The organism is Pseudomonas batumici, from assembly GCF_036585405.1.
Lineage (GTDB): Bacteria > Pseudomonadota > Gammaproteobacteria > Pseudomonadales > Pseudomonadaceae > Aquipseudomonas > Aquipseudomonas batumici.
On sequence record NZ_CP144470.1, the window covers coordinates 6,067,207 to 6,080,822 of the forward strand.

11 protein-coding genes are annotated in these 13,616 nt (G+C 62.6%); all 11 read right to left on the reverse strand.

Annotation, left to right across the window (positions count from 1 at the left end; genetic code table 11):
• Positions 1–7 precede the first annotated feature (7 nt).
• The 11 genes from nuoH to NUH87_RS27825 all read right to left on the reverse strand — a co-directional run bounded on the left by nuoH (position 8) and on the right by NUH87_RS27825 (position 13,541).
• Complete coding sequence (gene nuoH, locus NUH87_RS27775) at positions 8–1,015, reverse strand: NADH-quinone oxidoreductase subunit NuoH (RefSeq protein WP_040069330.1); 1,008 nt, start codon at positions 1,013–1,015, stop codon at positions 8–10.
• Positions 1,012–3,726 (reverse strand): NADH-quinone oxidoreductase subunit NuoG, encoded by a 2,715-nt coding sequence (gene nuoG, locus NUH87_RS27780; RefSeq protein WP_338523508.1) that lies wholly within the window; start codon positions 3,724–3,726, stop codon positions 1,012–1,014. Before nuoG ends, nuoH begins: the two co-directional genes overlap by 4 nt.
• Positions 3,727–3,855: 129 nt before the next feature.
• Positions 3,856–5,211: an NADH-quinone oxidoreductase subunit NuoF gene (gene nuoF / locus NUH87_RS27785; RefSeq protein WP_040069327.1), complete on the reverse strand. Its 1,356-nt coding sequence runs from the start codon at positions 5,209–5,211 to the stop codon at positions 3,856–3,858.
• A complete protein-coding gene (gene nuoE / locus NUH87_RS27790; protein ID WP_040069325.1) occupies positions 5,208–5,705 on the reverse strand; it encodes an NADH-quinone oxidoreductase subunit NuoE in 498 nt (165 codons plus the stop codon). Before nuoE ends, nuoF begins: the two co-directional genes overlap by 4 nt.
• A 2-nt stretch (positions 5,706–5,707) precedes the next feature.
• Positions 5,708–7,489, reverse strand: coding sequence for an NADH-quinone oxidoreductase subunit C/D (nuoC, locus tag NUH87_RS27795; RefSeq protein ID WP_040069322.1), 1,782 nt, complete (start codon positions 7,487–7,489; stop codon positions 5,708–5,710).
• A gap of 74 nt (positions 7,490–7,563) precedes the next feature.
• Positions 7,564–8,238, reverse strand: coding sequence for a NuoB/complex I 20 kDa subunit family protein (locus NUH87_RS27800; protein WP_040069320.1), 675 nt, complete (start codon positions 8,236–8,238; stop codon positions 7,564–7,566).
• A 10-nt stretch (positions 8,239–8,248) separates the two neighbouring features.
• Positions 8,249–8,662 (reverse strand): NADH-quinone oxidoreductase subunit A, encoded by a 414-nt coding sequence (locus NUH87_RS27805; protein ID WP_040069318.1) that lies wholly within the window; start codon positions 8,660–8,662, stop codon positions 8,249–8,251.
• A gap of 514 nt (positions 8,663–9,176) precedes the next feature.
• Positions 9,177–10,502, reverse strand: a complete 1,326-nt coding sequence (gene aceA / locus NUH87_RS27810; protein WP_017123838.1) for an isocitrate lyase — start codon at positions 10,500–10,502, stop codon at positions 9,177–9,179.
• A 499-nt stretch (positions 10,503–11,001) separates the two neighbouring features.
• Positions 11,002–11,823, reverse strand: a complete 822-nt coding sequence (locus NUH87_RS27815) for a secretin N-terminal domain-containing protein (RefSeq protein WP_338523511.1) — start codon at positions 11,821–11,823, stop codon at positions 11,002–11,004.
• Between the two features lie 133 nt (positions 11,824–11,956).
• Complete coding sequence (locus NUH87_RS27820) at positions 11,957–12,382, reverse strand: GNAT family N-acetyltransferase (protein ID WP_040069313.1); 426 nt, start codon at positions 12,380–12,382, stop codon at positions 11,957–11,959.
• A complete protein-coding gene (locus NUH87_RS27825) occupies positions 12,375–13,541 on the reverse strand; it encodes a cupin domain-containing protein (protein WP_040069312.1) in 1,167 nt (388 codons plus the stop codon). Before NUH87_RS27825 ends, NUH87_RS27820 begins: the two co-directional genes overlap by 8 nt.
• Between the last annotated feature and the right edge of the window lie 75 nt (positions 13,542–13,616).

The following is a 13,616-nucleotide window of genomic DNA, read 5'->3' on the forward strand; positions in this document are numbered from 1 at the left end:
CAAATCCTCACTGAACCGCGCCCGCAGGCGTGTTCAACAACACAATCGCAGCGGTCACCAGCATGTTGATCAGGGTCAGCGGCAGGCAGAATTTCCAGCTGAAGTCCATCACCTGGTCATACCGTGGGCGCGGGATCGAAGCGCGCAGCAGGATGAACATCATGATGAAGAACGCGGTCTTCAGGGCGAACCAGATGAACGACAGTTGCGGCAGGATGCCGAACGGACCGTGCCAGCCACCGAAGAACAGGGTGACCAGCAAGGCCGAGATCAGGATGATGCCGATGTACTCGCCGACGAAGAACATGCCCCATTTCATGCCGGCATATTCAATGTGGTAACCGTCGGCCAGTTCCTGTTCCGCTTCCGGCTGGTCGAAGGGGTGACGGTGAGTCACGGCCACGCCGGCGATGAAGAAGGTCAGGAAGCCGAAGATCTGCGGAATCACGAACCACAGGTGCTGGGCCTGGTAGTCGACGATGTCGCGCATGTTGAACGAGCCGACCTGGACCACGATGCCCATCAGCGACAGGCCCATGAACACTTCATAGGACACGGTCTGCGCCGAGGCGCGCAAGCTGCCCAGCAGGGCGTACTTGTTGGCGCTCGACCAACCGGCGAACAGCACCGCGTACACCGACAGACCGGCCATGGCGAAGAAGAACAGCAGGCCGATGTTCAGGTCCGCGACACCCCAGGTCGGGGTGATCGGGATGATCGAGAAGGCGATCAGCAGGGCGCTCATGGCCACCACCGGTGCCAGGGTGAAGATCACCTTGTCGGCGAACGGTGGCGTCCAGTCTTCCTTGAAGAACATCTTCAGCATGTCGGCGGCGATCTGGAACATGCCGAACGGGCCGACGCGGTTCGGACCGTAACGGTCCTGCCACCAGCCCAGCAGGCGACGTTCGACGAAGCTCAGCAAGGCGCCGCAGACCACGACGGCCAGCAGCACCACGATGGCCTTGACGACCGAGAGGATCACGTCGATCACTTCAGGGGTGAACCAGGTCATTGAGCTGCCTCCTGCAGGCCGTCAACGGATTGACCGAAAAATGCCGGGGGAATGCCCGCCAGGCCGGCCGGCAAGGCCACCAGGCCAGCGCCCAGCTCGTCGTTGATCCGCAGCGGCAGACGCAGGGTGGTGCCGGCTACGTTCAAGCTGAGCAGGGCACCGTCGTTGACGCCCAGGCGATCGGCTTCGGACTTGGCCAGCGACACGTAGGCCGCCGGGATGCGCTCTTGTACCGGCGCGGCCCTGGAAGAGTTCTCTTCGCTGCCGAACAGGTGGAAGAACGGCACGGCTTGCCAGGTGCCCTGGGCCGGGTTGAAGGCGCGCGGCACACTGGCGAACCAGTTCAGCGAGTCGCCCTGGCTTTCGATCAGGCGGGTGCCCGGGTCGCCGGCACGGATATGGCCACCGACTTCGTCCTGGAACTTGTTCCAGGCTTGCGGCGAGTTCCAGCCCGGCGACCAGGCGAATGGCACCTGCTGACGCGGTTCGGCGGAGCCCGAGTAACCTTCCATGGAGAAGGCGAACGCGGTGTCGACGTCCTGGGAGGTACGCGGTTCGTGCACGCTGATGTTGGCGCGCATGGCGGTACGGCCGGAGTAACGCAGCGGTTCGCGGGCCAGTTTCATGCCCTTGATGCGGAACGCGGCGGACGGCGCGGCGTCGACGATGCGGGCCAGTTGCGGGGTGCTGGAAGCGCAGGCCGCGGTGACGTGGTCCAGTTGGGTCCAGTCGATCGGCTGGTTCAGCAGGGTCGCGCGCAGGGCATGCAGCCAGCGCCAGCCTTCGTGGACCAGGATGCTGGCGTCGAGGTACTTCGGATCGAAGACCTGGAAGAAGCGCTGGGCGCGGCCTTCCTGGCTGACCAGGGTACCGTCGCCTTCAGCGAAGCTGGCAGCCGGCAGAACCAGCTGGGCGCGGTCGCTGGTGGCGGTTTTCTGGTGGTCGGCGACGATCAGCACTTTCGCGGCGCTCAGTGCGGCGTCGACCTTGGCCTTGTCGGTGCGGGTGTACAGATCGTTTTCCAGCACGACGATGGCGTCGGCCTTGCCATCGATCACCGCTTGCAGGGCAGCGTCCACCGATTCGCCACCGAACATGGCCAGGCCGAGGCTGTTGGCTTCCGGCACGATCAGGCTGATGGAACCGTTCTTCTCGCGCAGCTTCAAGGCCTTGGCAATGTTGGCCGCCGCTTCGATCAGCGCCTTGGAACCCAGGGAGGTACCGGCGACGATCAGTGGGCGCTTGGCCGCGAGCAGGGCATTGGCGATACGCTGGGCCAGTTCCAGGGCTTCGGTGTCCAGGCCTTCGACGGCCGGTGCGCTGGCGTCGAGGGCGTGAGCCACGGCGAAACCGATGCGGGCCAGATCGTCGGGCGCGGCGTGCACGCACTCTTCGGCGATGTCGTCGAGCTTGGTTTCAGCGAGGCTGGCGATAAACAGCGGGTTCAGCGCGTGCTGGCCGATGTTCTTCACCGCGGCGTCGAGCCAAGGCTGGACGCGCATGGCGTCGGCCATGTCCTCGGCCTTGCCCTTGACCGACTGGCGCAGGGCCAGGGCCATGCGGGCGGCGGTCTGGGTCAGGTCTTCACCGAGGACGAACACGGCGTCGTGGTCCTCGACCTCGCGCATGTTCGGCACCGGCAGCGGGCTGTCCTTGAGCACTTGCAGGACCAGGCGGATGCGTTCCAGCTCAGCGGCTTCGATACCCGAGTAGAAGTGCTCGGCACCGACCAGCTCGCGCAGCGCGTGGTTGCTTTCCAGGCTGGCGCGGGGCGAGCCGATACCGACGATGTTGCGACCGCGCAGCAGCTCGGCGGCTTTATCCAGCGCTTCGTCCAGGCTCAACTTGGCGCCATTGGCCAGCAGCGGCTGACGTGGACGGTCTTCGCGGTTGACGTAGCCATAGCCGAAACGGCCACGGTCGCAGAGGAAGTACTGGTTCACCGAGCCGTTGTAGCGGTTCTCGATCCGACGCAGTTCGCCGTAGCGCTCGCCCGGGCTGATGTTGCAACCGCTGGAGCAGCCATGGCAGATGCTCGGCGAGAACTGCATGTCCCACTTGCGGTTGTAGCGCTCGGAGTGGGTCTTGTCGGTGAACACACCGGTCGGGCAGACCTCGGTGAGGTTGCCGGAGAATTCGCTTTCCAGGGTGCCGTCTTCGACGCGACCGAAGTACACGTTGTCGTGGGCACCGAACACGCCCAGGTCAGTACCGCCGGCGTAGTCCTTGTAGAAGCGCACGCAGCGATAGCAGGCGATGCAGCGGTTCATCTCGTGGGCGATGAACGGGCCGAGCTCCTGGTTCTGGTGGGTACGCTTGGTGAAGCGATAACGGCGCTCGTTGTGGCCGGTCATCACGGTCATGTCTTGCAGGTGGCAGTGACCGCCTTCCTCGCAGACCGGGCAGTCGTGCGGGTGGTTGGTCATCAGCCATTCGACGACGCTGGCGCGGAACGCCTTGGACTCCTCGTCATCGATGGAGATCCAGGTGCCGTCGGAGGCCGGGGTCATGCAGGACATGACGATGCGACCACGGGTGTCGTTCTCGTCGTTGTACTGCTTGACCGCGCACTGGCGACAGGCACCGACGCTACCGAGCGCGGGGTGCCAGCAGAAATAAGGGATGTCGAGGCCTAGCGACAGACAAGCCTGTAACAGGTTGTCTGCCCCATCGACTTCGAGCGCTTTGCCGTCTACGTGGATAGTGGCCATGGTTCAAAGTTCTTCGTTGGCCCGCGTCTGCGGGCGTGGCTAATGGAATCCTGGTCCTCGCCTGGCGCATCGAAAGTGCGTCTTCAGGCGAGCAAGAGGGCGGCACGGACCGCCCTCCCTTTCGATACGTTATGCGCCGACTACGATCGGCCGTGCCAAAGGCGGGACGGCAGCACTTTTGGGTGCGATGCCGGCCTCGAACTCCGGACGGAAATACTTGATGGCGCTGCCCAATGGCTCGACGGCACCCGGTGCGTGGGCACAGAAGGTCTTGCCCGGGCCGAGGAAACCGACCAGACCCAGCAGGGTCTCGATGTCGCCGGCCTGGCCTTCGCCGTTCTCCAGCGCGCGCAGCAGCTTGACGCTCCATGGCAGGCCGTCGCGGCAAGGGGTGCAGAAACCGCACGACTCACGGGCGAAGAACTCTTCCATGTTGCGCAGCAGCGAGACCATGTTGACGCTGTCGTCCACCGCCATGGCCAGGCCTGTACCCATACGGGTGCCGACCTTGCCGATGCCGCCGGCATACATTTGCGCGTCCAGGTGCTCCGGCAGGAGGAAGCCGGTGCCGGCGCCGCCTGGCTGCCAGCACTTGAGCTTGAAGCCATCGCGCATGCCGCCGGCGTAGTCTTCGAACAGCTCGCGGGCGGTGATGCCGAACGGCAGTTCCCACAGGCCGGGGTTCTTCACCTTGCCGGAGAAGCCCATCAGCTTGGTGCCGTGGTCTTCGCTGCCTTCGCGGGCGAGGGCTTTGTACCAGTCGACGCCGTTGCCGATGATCGCCGGTACGTTGCACAGGGTCTCGACGTTGTTCACGCAGGTCGGCTTGCCCCACACGCCGACGGCGGCGGGGAAGGGCGGCTTGGAGCGCGGGTTGGCGCGGCGGCCTTCGAGGGAGTTGATCAGCGCGGTTTCTTCACCGCAGATGTAACGCCCGGCGCCGGTGTGGACGAACAGCTCGAAGTCGAAGCCGCTGCCGAGGATGTTCTTGCCCAGCAGGCCCGCTGCCTTGGCTTCTTCCACCGCACGGTTGAGGTGCTTGGCGGCGGTGACGTATTCGCCGCGCAGGAAGATGTAGCCACGGTAGGTTTTCAGCGCGCGGGCGCTGATCAGCATGCCTTCGATCAGTTGATGGGGCAGTTGCTCCATCAGCATGCGGTCTTTCCAGGTGTTGGGCTCCATTTCGTCCGCGTTGCACAGCAGGTAGCGGATGTTCATGGATTCGTCTTTGGGCATCAGGCCCCACTTCACCCCGGTGGGGAAGCCTGCACCGCCGCGACCCTTGAGGCCGGAGTCCTTCACGGTCTGGACGATATCGTCCGCGGCCATGTCGGCGAACGCCTTGCGGGCGGCGGCATAGCCGTTCTTGGCCTGGTACTCGTCGAGCCACACGGGCTCGGCGTCGTCGCGCAGGCGCCAGGTCAGCGGATGGGTCTCCGCCGAGCGCGCGATGCGGTTGGCAGGGCCGAAGGAAGTCAGGGTCATACGTAGCCCTCCAGCAGTTTGGCGACGCCGGCCGGCTGGACGTCGCCGAAGGTGTCGTCGTCGATCATCAGCGCCGGGGCCTTGTCGCAGTTGCCAAGGCAGCAGACGGGCAGCAGGGTGAAGCGACCGTCGGCGGTGGTCTGACCCAGGCCGATGCCGAGCTTGCTCTGGATTTCGCCGACCACCGACTCGTGGCCGCCGATGTAGCAGACCATGCTGTCGCAGACGCGAATGATGTGACGACCCACCGGCTGGCGGAAGATCTGGCTGTAGAAGGTCGCAACGCCTTCGACGTCGCTGGCCGGAATGCCGAGGATCTCGCCGATGGCGTAGAGCGCGCCGTCAGGCACCCAGCCACGTTCCTTCTGGACGATCTTCAGGGCTTCGATGGACGCCGCGCGCGGGTCTTCGTAGTGATGCAGCTCGTGCTCGATGGCCGAGCGCTCGGTTTCGCTCAGGGCGAAACGGTCTGTCTGGATAAGCGGGCTGTTCATGCTTAGCGGTCCACGTCGGCCATAACGAAGTCGATACTACCCAGGTACGCGATCAAGTCCGCGACCATGCTGCCTCGGATCACCGAAGGGATCTGTTGCAGGTGCGGGAAGCTCGGGGTGCGGATCCGGGTACGGTAGCTCATGGTGCCGCCGTCGCTCGTCAGGTAATAACTGTTGATGCCCTTGGTCGCTTCGATCATCTGGAAGGATTCGTTGGCCGGCATGACCGGGCCCCACGAAACTTGCAGGAAGTGCGTGATCAGGGTCTCGATGTGCTGCAGCGTGCGCTCTTTCGGCGGCGGCGTGGTCAGCGGGTGATCCGCCTTGTACGGGCCTTCCGGCATGTTGCGCAGGCACTGGTCGATGATCTTGATGCTCTGGCGCATTTCTTCGACGCGAACCATGCAGCGGTCATAGGCGTCGCCGTTGGCCGCCAGCGGGACTTCGAACTCGAAGTTCTCGTAGCCGGAGTACGGACGGGCCTTGCGCAGGTCGAAATCGCAACCGGTGGAACGCAGGCCGGAACCGGTGACGCCCCATTCCAGGGCTTCCTTGGTGTTGTAGGCGGCGACACCGATGGTCCGGCCCCTGAGAATGCTATTCTGCAGGGCGGCCTTGGTGTACTCGTCGAGGCGCTTGGGCAGCCAGTCGACGAATTCCTTGACCAGTTTGTCCCAACCGCGCGGCAGGTCGTGGGCGACGCCGCCGATGCGGTACCAGGCCGGGTGCAGGCGGAAGCCGGTGATGGCCTCGATCACCTTGTAGGCGCGCTGGCGGTCGGTGAAGGTGAAGAACACCGGGGTCATGGCGCCGACGTCCTGGATATAGGTACCCAGGAACAGCAGGTGGCTGGTGATCCGGAAGAACTCGGCCAGCATGATGCGGATGGTGTCGACCCGGTCCGGCACCTTGATGCCGGCCAGCTTCTCGACCGCGAGCACGTACGGCAGGTTGTTCATCACCCCGCCGAGGTAGTCGATACGGTCGGTGTAGGGGATGAAGCTGTGCCAGGACTGGCGCTCGGCCATTTTCTCGGCACCGCGGTGGTGGTAGCCGATGTCCGGGACGCAGTCGACGATCTCTTCGCCGTCCAGTTGCAGGACGATACGGAAGGCACCGTGGGCCGAAGGGTGGTTCGGACCCAGGTTGAGGAACATGTAGTCCTCGTTGCTGCCGGAACGCTTCATGCCCCAGTCTTCCGGACGGAAGCGCGCGGCCTCTTCCTCGAGCTGTTGCTTGGCCAGGGTCAGGCTGTACGGATCGAATTCGGTGGCGCGGGCCGGGTAGTCCTTGCGCAGCGGGTGACCTTCCCAGGTCGGCGGCATCATGATGCGCGACAGGTGCGGGTGACCTGTGAAGTCGATGCCGAACATGTCCCAGACTTCACGTTCGTTCCAGTTGGCGTTCGGCCAGATACCGGTGACGCTCGGCAAGCTGAGGTCGCTCTCGGACAAGGCGACCTTGATCATTACGTCACTATTACGCTCGATCGAGAGCAGGTGATAGAAGACGCTGAAATCGGCGCTCGGCAGGCCCTGGCGCTTGGTGCGCAGACGCTCGTCCACGCCGTGCAGGTCATAGAGCATGACGTACGGCTTGGGCAGGTTGCGCAGGAAGGTCAGGACTTCGACGAGCTTGGCCCGGGTCACCCACAGCACCGGCATGCCGGTGCGGGTGGCCTGGGCGGTAAAGGCCTCGGGGCCGAAACGGTTGTTCAGTTCGACGACCACATCCTGGTCGTCAGCCTTGTAAGGCGGGATGTACAGAGCACTGCCTGTAGTCATGGTTTCTTATCGCTTTCGGTCAACGTAAAGAATGAAGCCAGCTTCTCGTTTCTTTAATACAGAGCGGATCTGGATCAGACTTCGTCGGGGCTGCGCAGGTTGGTGACCTGAATACGCTGTTCGCGGCGCTGTTCCTTTTGCGACGGCATCTCGGCGCGGTACACGCCTTGATCACCGACGACCCAGGAAAGTGGGCGACGCTCCTGGCCAATCGATTCCTGCAGCAGCATCAAGCCTTGCAGGAAAGCCTCGGGACGGGGCGGGCAGCCAGGCACGTAGACGTCCACGGGCAGGAACTTGTCCACCCCCTGGACCACGGAGTAGATGTCGTACATGCCGCCGGAGTTGGCGCACGAACCCATGGAGATGACCCACTTGGGCTCGAGCATTTGCTCGTAGAGACGCTGGATGATCGGCGCCATCTTGACGAAGCAGGTGCCGGCAATAACCATGAAATCCGCCTGGCGCGGCGATGCCCGGATAACCTCGGCGCCGAAGCGGGCGATGTCGTGGGGCGCCGTGAAGGCGGTGGTCATTTCCACGTAGCAGCAGGACAAGCCGAAGTTGTACGGCCACAGGGAGTTCTTGCGCCCCCAGTTGACCGCGCCGTTCAGCACGTCTTCCAGCTTGCCCATGAAGATGTTCTTGTGGACTTGATCTTCTAACGGATCGGAAACGGTTTCCCGTTGGCCAATCGGGTACTGCTCGTTAGGAGCATCCGGGTCGATTCGGGTGAGATTGTATTGCATTGCCAAAGCCTCATTGTTTCAGCTTCGCCTGCCGCTTATGACGAGCTTGCGGAGCCCAATCAAGCGCCCCCACTCGGTAAAGGTAGACAAGACCTGCCAACAGAATTGCTATGAAAACGAGTGCTTCGACGAATCCGGCCCAGCCGCTTTCGCGTACCGACACAGACCATGCAAAGAGAAAGAGGGCTTCGATATCGAAGATCACGAACAGCATCGCGACCAGATAGAATTTGGCGGAGAGCCGCAAGCGGGCGCTACCGGTGGGTAGCATGCCGGACTCGAACGGTTCGTTTTTGCTGCGTCCCCAGGCTTTTGACCCGAGCAGGCTGGATACACCGAGCATGAAGGCACAGAGGCCGGCGACGCCGAGCAGGAAAATGGCAAAGCCCCAGTTGTGGGCCATGAGTCCGGTCGCTTCGGTCATGCGGGTAATCCTTAACAGAGCGCAAGGGCTCTGAGCGTGATAAAGAAGTAAAAGCAGTGACGATATGTCGCAGTGCAATCTATCCCGGTGATTTTATGGCTAAACACCGGGCAAGTAAATTTTCTATAGCGAAATTATTGGCTGGAATAAGGACATGCTGAGGTCTCGATGGCTCGCAGGCCATGCGGCGTGGGCATTAGGGGCCTTTTTGTTAATTATGTTTTATCCAGGCTGTAATGAACGAAGTGAATATTGAATGATAATTGATATCGTTTAGCGGATTCCAATGAAGGTGGTGGGCGGTGAAGGGAGTGTAGTGGGTTTAAACGCACTCGCGATGAAAGTTGCGTCGCGCGTCGTTTTAGCGCTTTTTGTCGCAATTGATACCGCCCTGGATCAGTGTTTTCGCGATCGGACCGGCAAAAAAACGCCCCGAACCAGTCGGGGCGTCAGTTTTTCAGGCATTCCAGTTAATTCTTGACCGCTCTGGAATGGCCGCTTGCTCGCTGCGGACTCAGTGGAACTGTTCTTCTTCGGTCGAACCGGTCAGCGCGGTCACCGAGGAGGAACCGCCCTGGATCACGGTGGTCATGTCGTCGAAGTAGCCGGTGCCGACTTCCTGCTGGTGCGCCACGAAGGTGTAGCCCTTGGCCGCGTCGGCGAATTCCTGCTCCTGCAGCTTCACGTAGGCGGTCATGTCGTTGCGGGCGTAGTCGTGCGCCAGGTTGAACATGCTGTGCCACATGTTGTGGATGCCCGCCAGGGTGATGAACTGGTGCTTGTAGCCCATGGCCGACAGTTCGCGCTGGAACTTGGCGATGGTGGCGTCGTCCAGGTTCTTCTTCCAGTTGAAGGAGGGCGAGCAGTTGTAGGACAGGATCTGGTCCGGGTATTCCTTCTTGATGGCCTCGGCGAAACGACGGGCTTCGTCCAGGTCCGGCTTGGCGGTTTCGCACCAGATCAGGTCGGCGTACGGCGCGTAGGCCAGGCCGCGGGCAATGGCTTGATCGAGGCCGGCGCGGACCTTGTAGAAACCTTCCTGGGTACGGGTGCCGGTGACGAACGGCTGGTCGTACGGGTCGCAGTCGGAGGTCAGCAGGTCGGCGGCGTTGGCGTCGGTACGGGCCAGGATGATGGTCGGTACGCCGGCCACGTCGGCTGCCAGGCGAGCAGCGGTCAGCTTCTGCACGGCTTCCTGGGTTGGCACCAGAACCTTGCCGCCCATGTGGCCGCATTTCTTCACGGAAGCCAGCTGGTCTTCGAAGTGCACGCCGGCGGCGCCCGCTTCGATCATGCTCTTCATCAGCTCGTAGGCGTTCAGGACGCCGCCGAAACCGGCTTCGGCGTCGGCTACGATCGGTGCGAAGTAGTCGATGTAGCCGTCATCGCCCGGGTTCTTGCCAGCTTTCCACTGGATCTGGTCGGCGCGACGGAACGAGTTGTTGATGCGCTTGACCACGGTCGGCACGGAGTCCACCGGGTACAGCGACTGGTCGGGGTACATGGATTCGGCGGAGTTGTTGTCCGCGGCCACTTGCCAGCCCGACAGGTAGATCGCCTGGATACCGGCCTTGACCTGTTGCACGGCCTGGCCGCCGGTCAGGGCGCCCATGCAGTTGACGAAATCCTTGTCCGGACGGAAGGACGGCTTGGCGCCCTGGGTGACCAGGTTCCAGAGCTTCTCGGCGCCCATGCGGGCCAGGGTGTGCTCAGGTTGAACCGAGCCACGCAGGCGGACCACGTCAGCGGCGGAGTAAGTGCGTGTCACGCCTTTCCAGCGCGGGTTTTCAGCCCAGTCTTTTTCAAGGGCTGCAATTTGCTGTTCGCGTGTCAGTGCCATGGAGATAAACCTCGTCGCATAGGTCTTGGGTAGAAAATTCCTTGCTCCACCGGATGCGCAACTTGTTGTGCAAACGGCTGCTCGCTGACCAGAAGCTTAGGCACTCAGGTGCGGTCTGGCGGGGAATGCGACGATTGAACGATGGGGCTCAAGGGGGAAGTGAGCGAGGCGAGGGCGATCCGTCGGGCGCATTGGGGCGTCGTGGGCCTTCATGCGGACTTCAGAGGTCTTGCCGTTCTACCTGATTACGCTTCCGTCCCTCGGGACAACTTCGTTCCAGTCGCAATCTCGTCAAACACACCTTGTGGGCGGTACAGACACGAATCGGCTCAGGTGGGTAGGTTAGAGCGGCGATCCGAAGGCCCTTGCCAGGGCCCCTGATTAGCGGGAGCGAGGCCATCATGCCTTCGGTTTTTTGGCGCGTCAAACGATTTGTAGTGCTTTTTTATCAGCACTACATCTTTGGTCTAATACGACTCATCGGTCAGTTTTTGGTGTCTTAGTCCAAGGTGTCGACTTTCACCCGCAAAGTCATGTCATTGCGACCGGAGGTCGAGTAGCTGCGGGTTAGCGCCTGCCGGTCGGCTTGGCTCTGGCCGTTGACGCCGGCCAGGGTGATCCACTCGCCCAGGCGTCCGCTGACGGTTGTGTCGGTGCTTTGCACGTTCACTACATCCTGACGCTCCTGGCTGATCCGGTCACGATTGGTACTGATGGACAGGTGAACGATGTCGCCGGTGACGCTGGCGGTGACGTAGAACCCCTGGGTCACGTTGCGGTACTGGTTCTGGATCTGCGTCAGTGGCTGTTGGTTCGGGTTCAGGGTTTGCGTCGTGCCAGTGCCGGTGGCAGAGCCGGCACTTGTGCTGGTGCCGAAGGACTGATTGGTGCTGATGGCGGTGGTCAGCGGCACGCTCTGGCCGACCTGGATCAGCGCCGGGGAGCCTTCGACGGTCTGCACCTGTTGCAGGCCGCCGTCGCGACTCGCGGTGCCATAGGTGATGATGCGGGTCTGGTTCTGGCCGTTGATGGCATCGTTCTGGTCGTTGTTTTCACTGGTGTCGACGCTGATCAGCAGGCGCTTGGCGGGTTTATCCAGTTGGCCGAGGAAATCGCGCAGCTCACTGATCTTGTCGGGTTCGGCATTGACGATCAGCTGGTTCTGGTAGGCGCTGACCTTGCCGTCCTTGCCGATGAAATCCCGGGCGACCGGCAGCAGGTCGGCGCTGGTGCGGTAGTTCAGGGGGATGATTTCGGTGGCGGCCTGGGCGCTGAGGGTGCAGGCCAGCAGCAGGCCGGTGAGCAGGGTGCGTAGGGACATGTCCGTTATCTCCGCGGTGGACTTGGCAATGGCTTGAGTTTGACAGTTTCTCGGCCATTGGTGGGTCAAGTTGAATCGCGGACGGCAAAACGCCCCGGAGTCGGGGCGTCTTGGGTTGTAGCGAGCGGGTGCTTCAAGCGGAGTTGCGCACCATGTCCACGTGGGGAATCCCGGCTTCGAGAAACTCCTCGCTGACAATGCTGAACCCCAGGCGCTCATAGAACCGGGTCGCCTGGACCTGGGCGCTGAGCATCTGTTGCTTGAGGCCGCGTTTCTCGGCTTCCCCGATCACCGCCTGCATCAGCGCGTCACCGACCTTCAGCCCACGCCAGTCCCTGAGGACCGAAACCCGGCCGACATGGCCGTCCGGCAGCAGCCGTGCGGTGCCGATCGGGAAGTCACCCTCGAAGGCCAGGAAATGCACGGCGCTGCTGTCATCGGCGTCCCACTCCAGTTCCGGCGGAACCGCCTGCTCGGCAATGAACACCGACTCACGAATGCGCCGAATCTCGGCGTTATCCTTCTGCCAGTCCGCGACACGTACGTGAATCTTATTCATCGGCAAATCCCAGGCTTCCTTGTTTGACCAGCTGGCAGAGCAGGGCGCGCCCATCTTCATCGGCCAGCCATGGCTGCAGATTATCCGCATGCAGTGCATCGGCCGCACAGACCATTTTCAACAGCTCGCGCAGTTTACCCGGCAGCAGGCGGCTCTGTCCGCTGGCGAACAGCAGCAGGTCGTCGTCGACTTCGGACCAGGCCAGGCGCGCGCTCGGGTTGCGGATCAGCACCGCGCCCTGTTGCAGGCCATCGAGCAGGTCTTCTTCCTCGAGTTCCGCCCCGGCCACCAGTTCCGGGTAGCGCGGTTCGGTCATGAACTGGCCGAACCAGGTGAGCAGCAGGCGCTCGTCGCTCATGTGCTCGGCCAGCAGGCTTTTCAGGCGGTCGAGGGCGTCGTGCTGGATCTGGTGCGGATCGGCCACCGGTTGCGCGTCGGCGTCGGTGTAGCGCTCTTCGTCCGGCAGGAACTGGGCGAGGAAGTCGGTGAAGTGGGTCAGCACTTCAGCGGCGCTCGGCGCGCGGAAGCCCACCGAATAGGTCATGCAGTCGTCCACGGCGACGCCGCAATGGGCCAGGCGTGGCGGCAGGTAGAGCATGTCGCCGGGTTCCAGGGTCCATTCGGCGGTTTCCTCGAACTCGGCGAGGATGCGCAGGTCGGCGTGTTCCAGCAGCGGGCTGTCGGAATCGCACATCTGGCCGATTTTCCAGTTGCGCTGGCCGTGGCCCTGGAGCAGGAACACATCGTAGTTGTCGAAGTGCGGACCGACGCTGCCGCCGGGCGCGGCAAAGCTGATCATCACGTCGTCGATGCGCCAGCTCGGCAGGAAGCGGAAGTGTTCCAGCAGCTCGGCGACTTCCGGGACGAATTGGTCCACGGCCTGCACCAGCAGGGTCCACTCGCGTTCCGGCAATTGGCTGAAGGCGTCTTCGGCGAACGGACCACGGCGCATTTCCCAGGGGCGCTCGCCGTGCTCGATGATCAGGCGCGATTCGACTTCTTCTTCCAGGGCCAGGCCGGCCAGTTCGTTGGCGTCGATCGGGCTTTCGAAATCCGGAATGGCCTGGCGGATCAGCAGCGGCTTCTTCTGCCAGTAGTCACGCAGGAATTCCCGGGCGGTGAGGCCACCCAGAAGTTGCAGAGGAGTATCAGGATTCATGTGTAACCTATTGAAAAAACGTATTTTTCAGACTGGAATAAAAACGCCCGGCTCAGCCGGGCGTTCAGAGCGGGT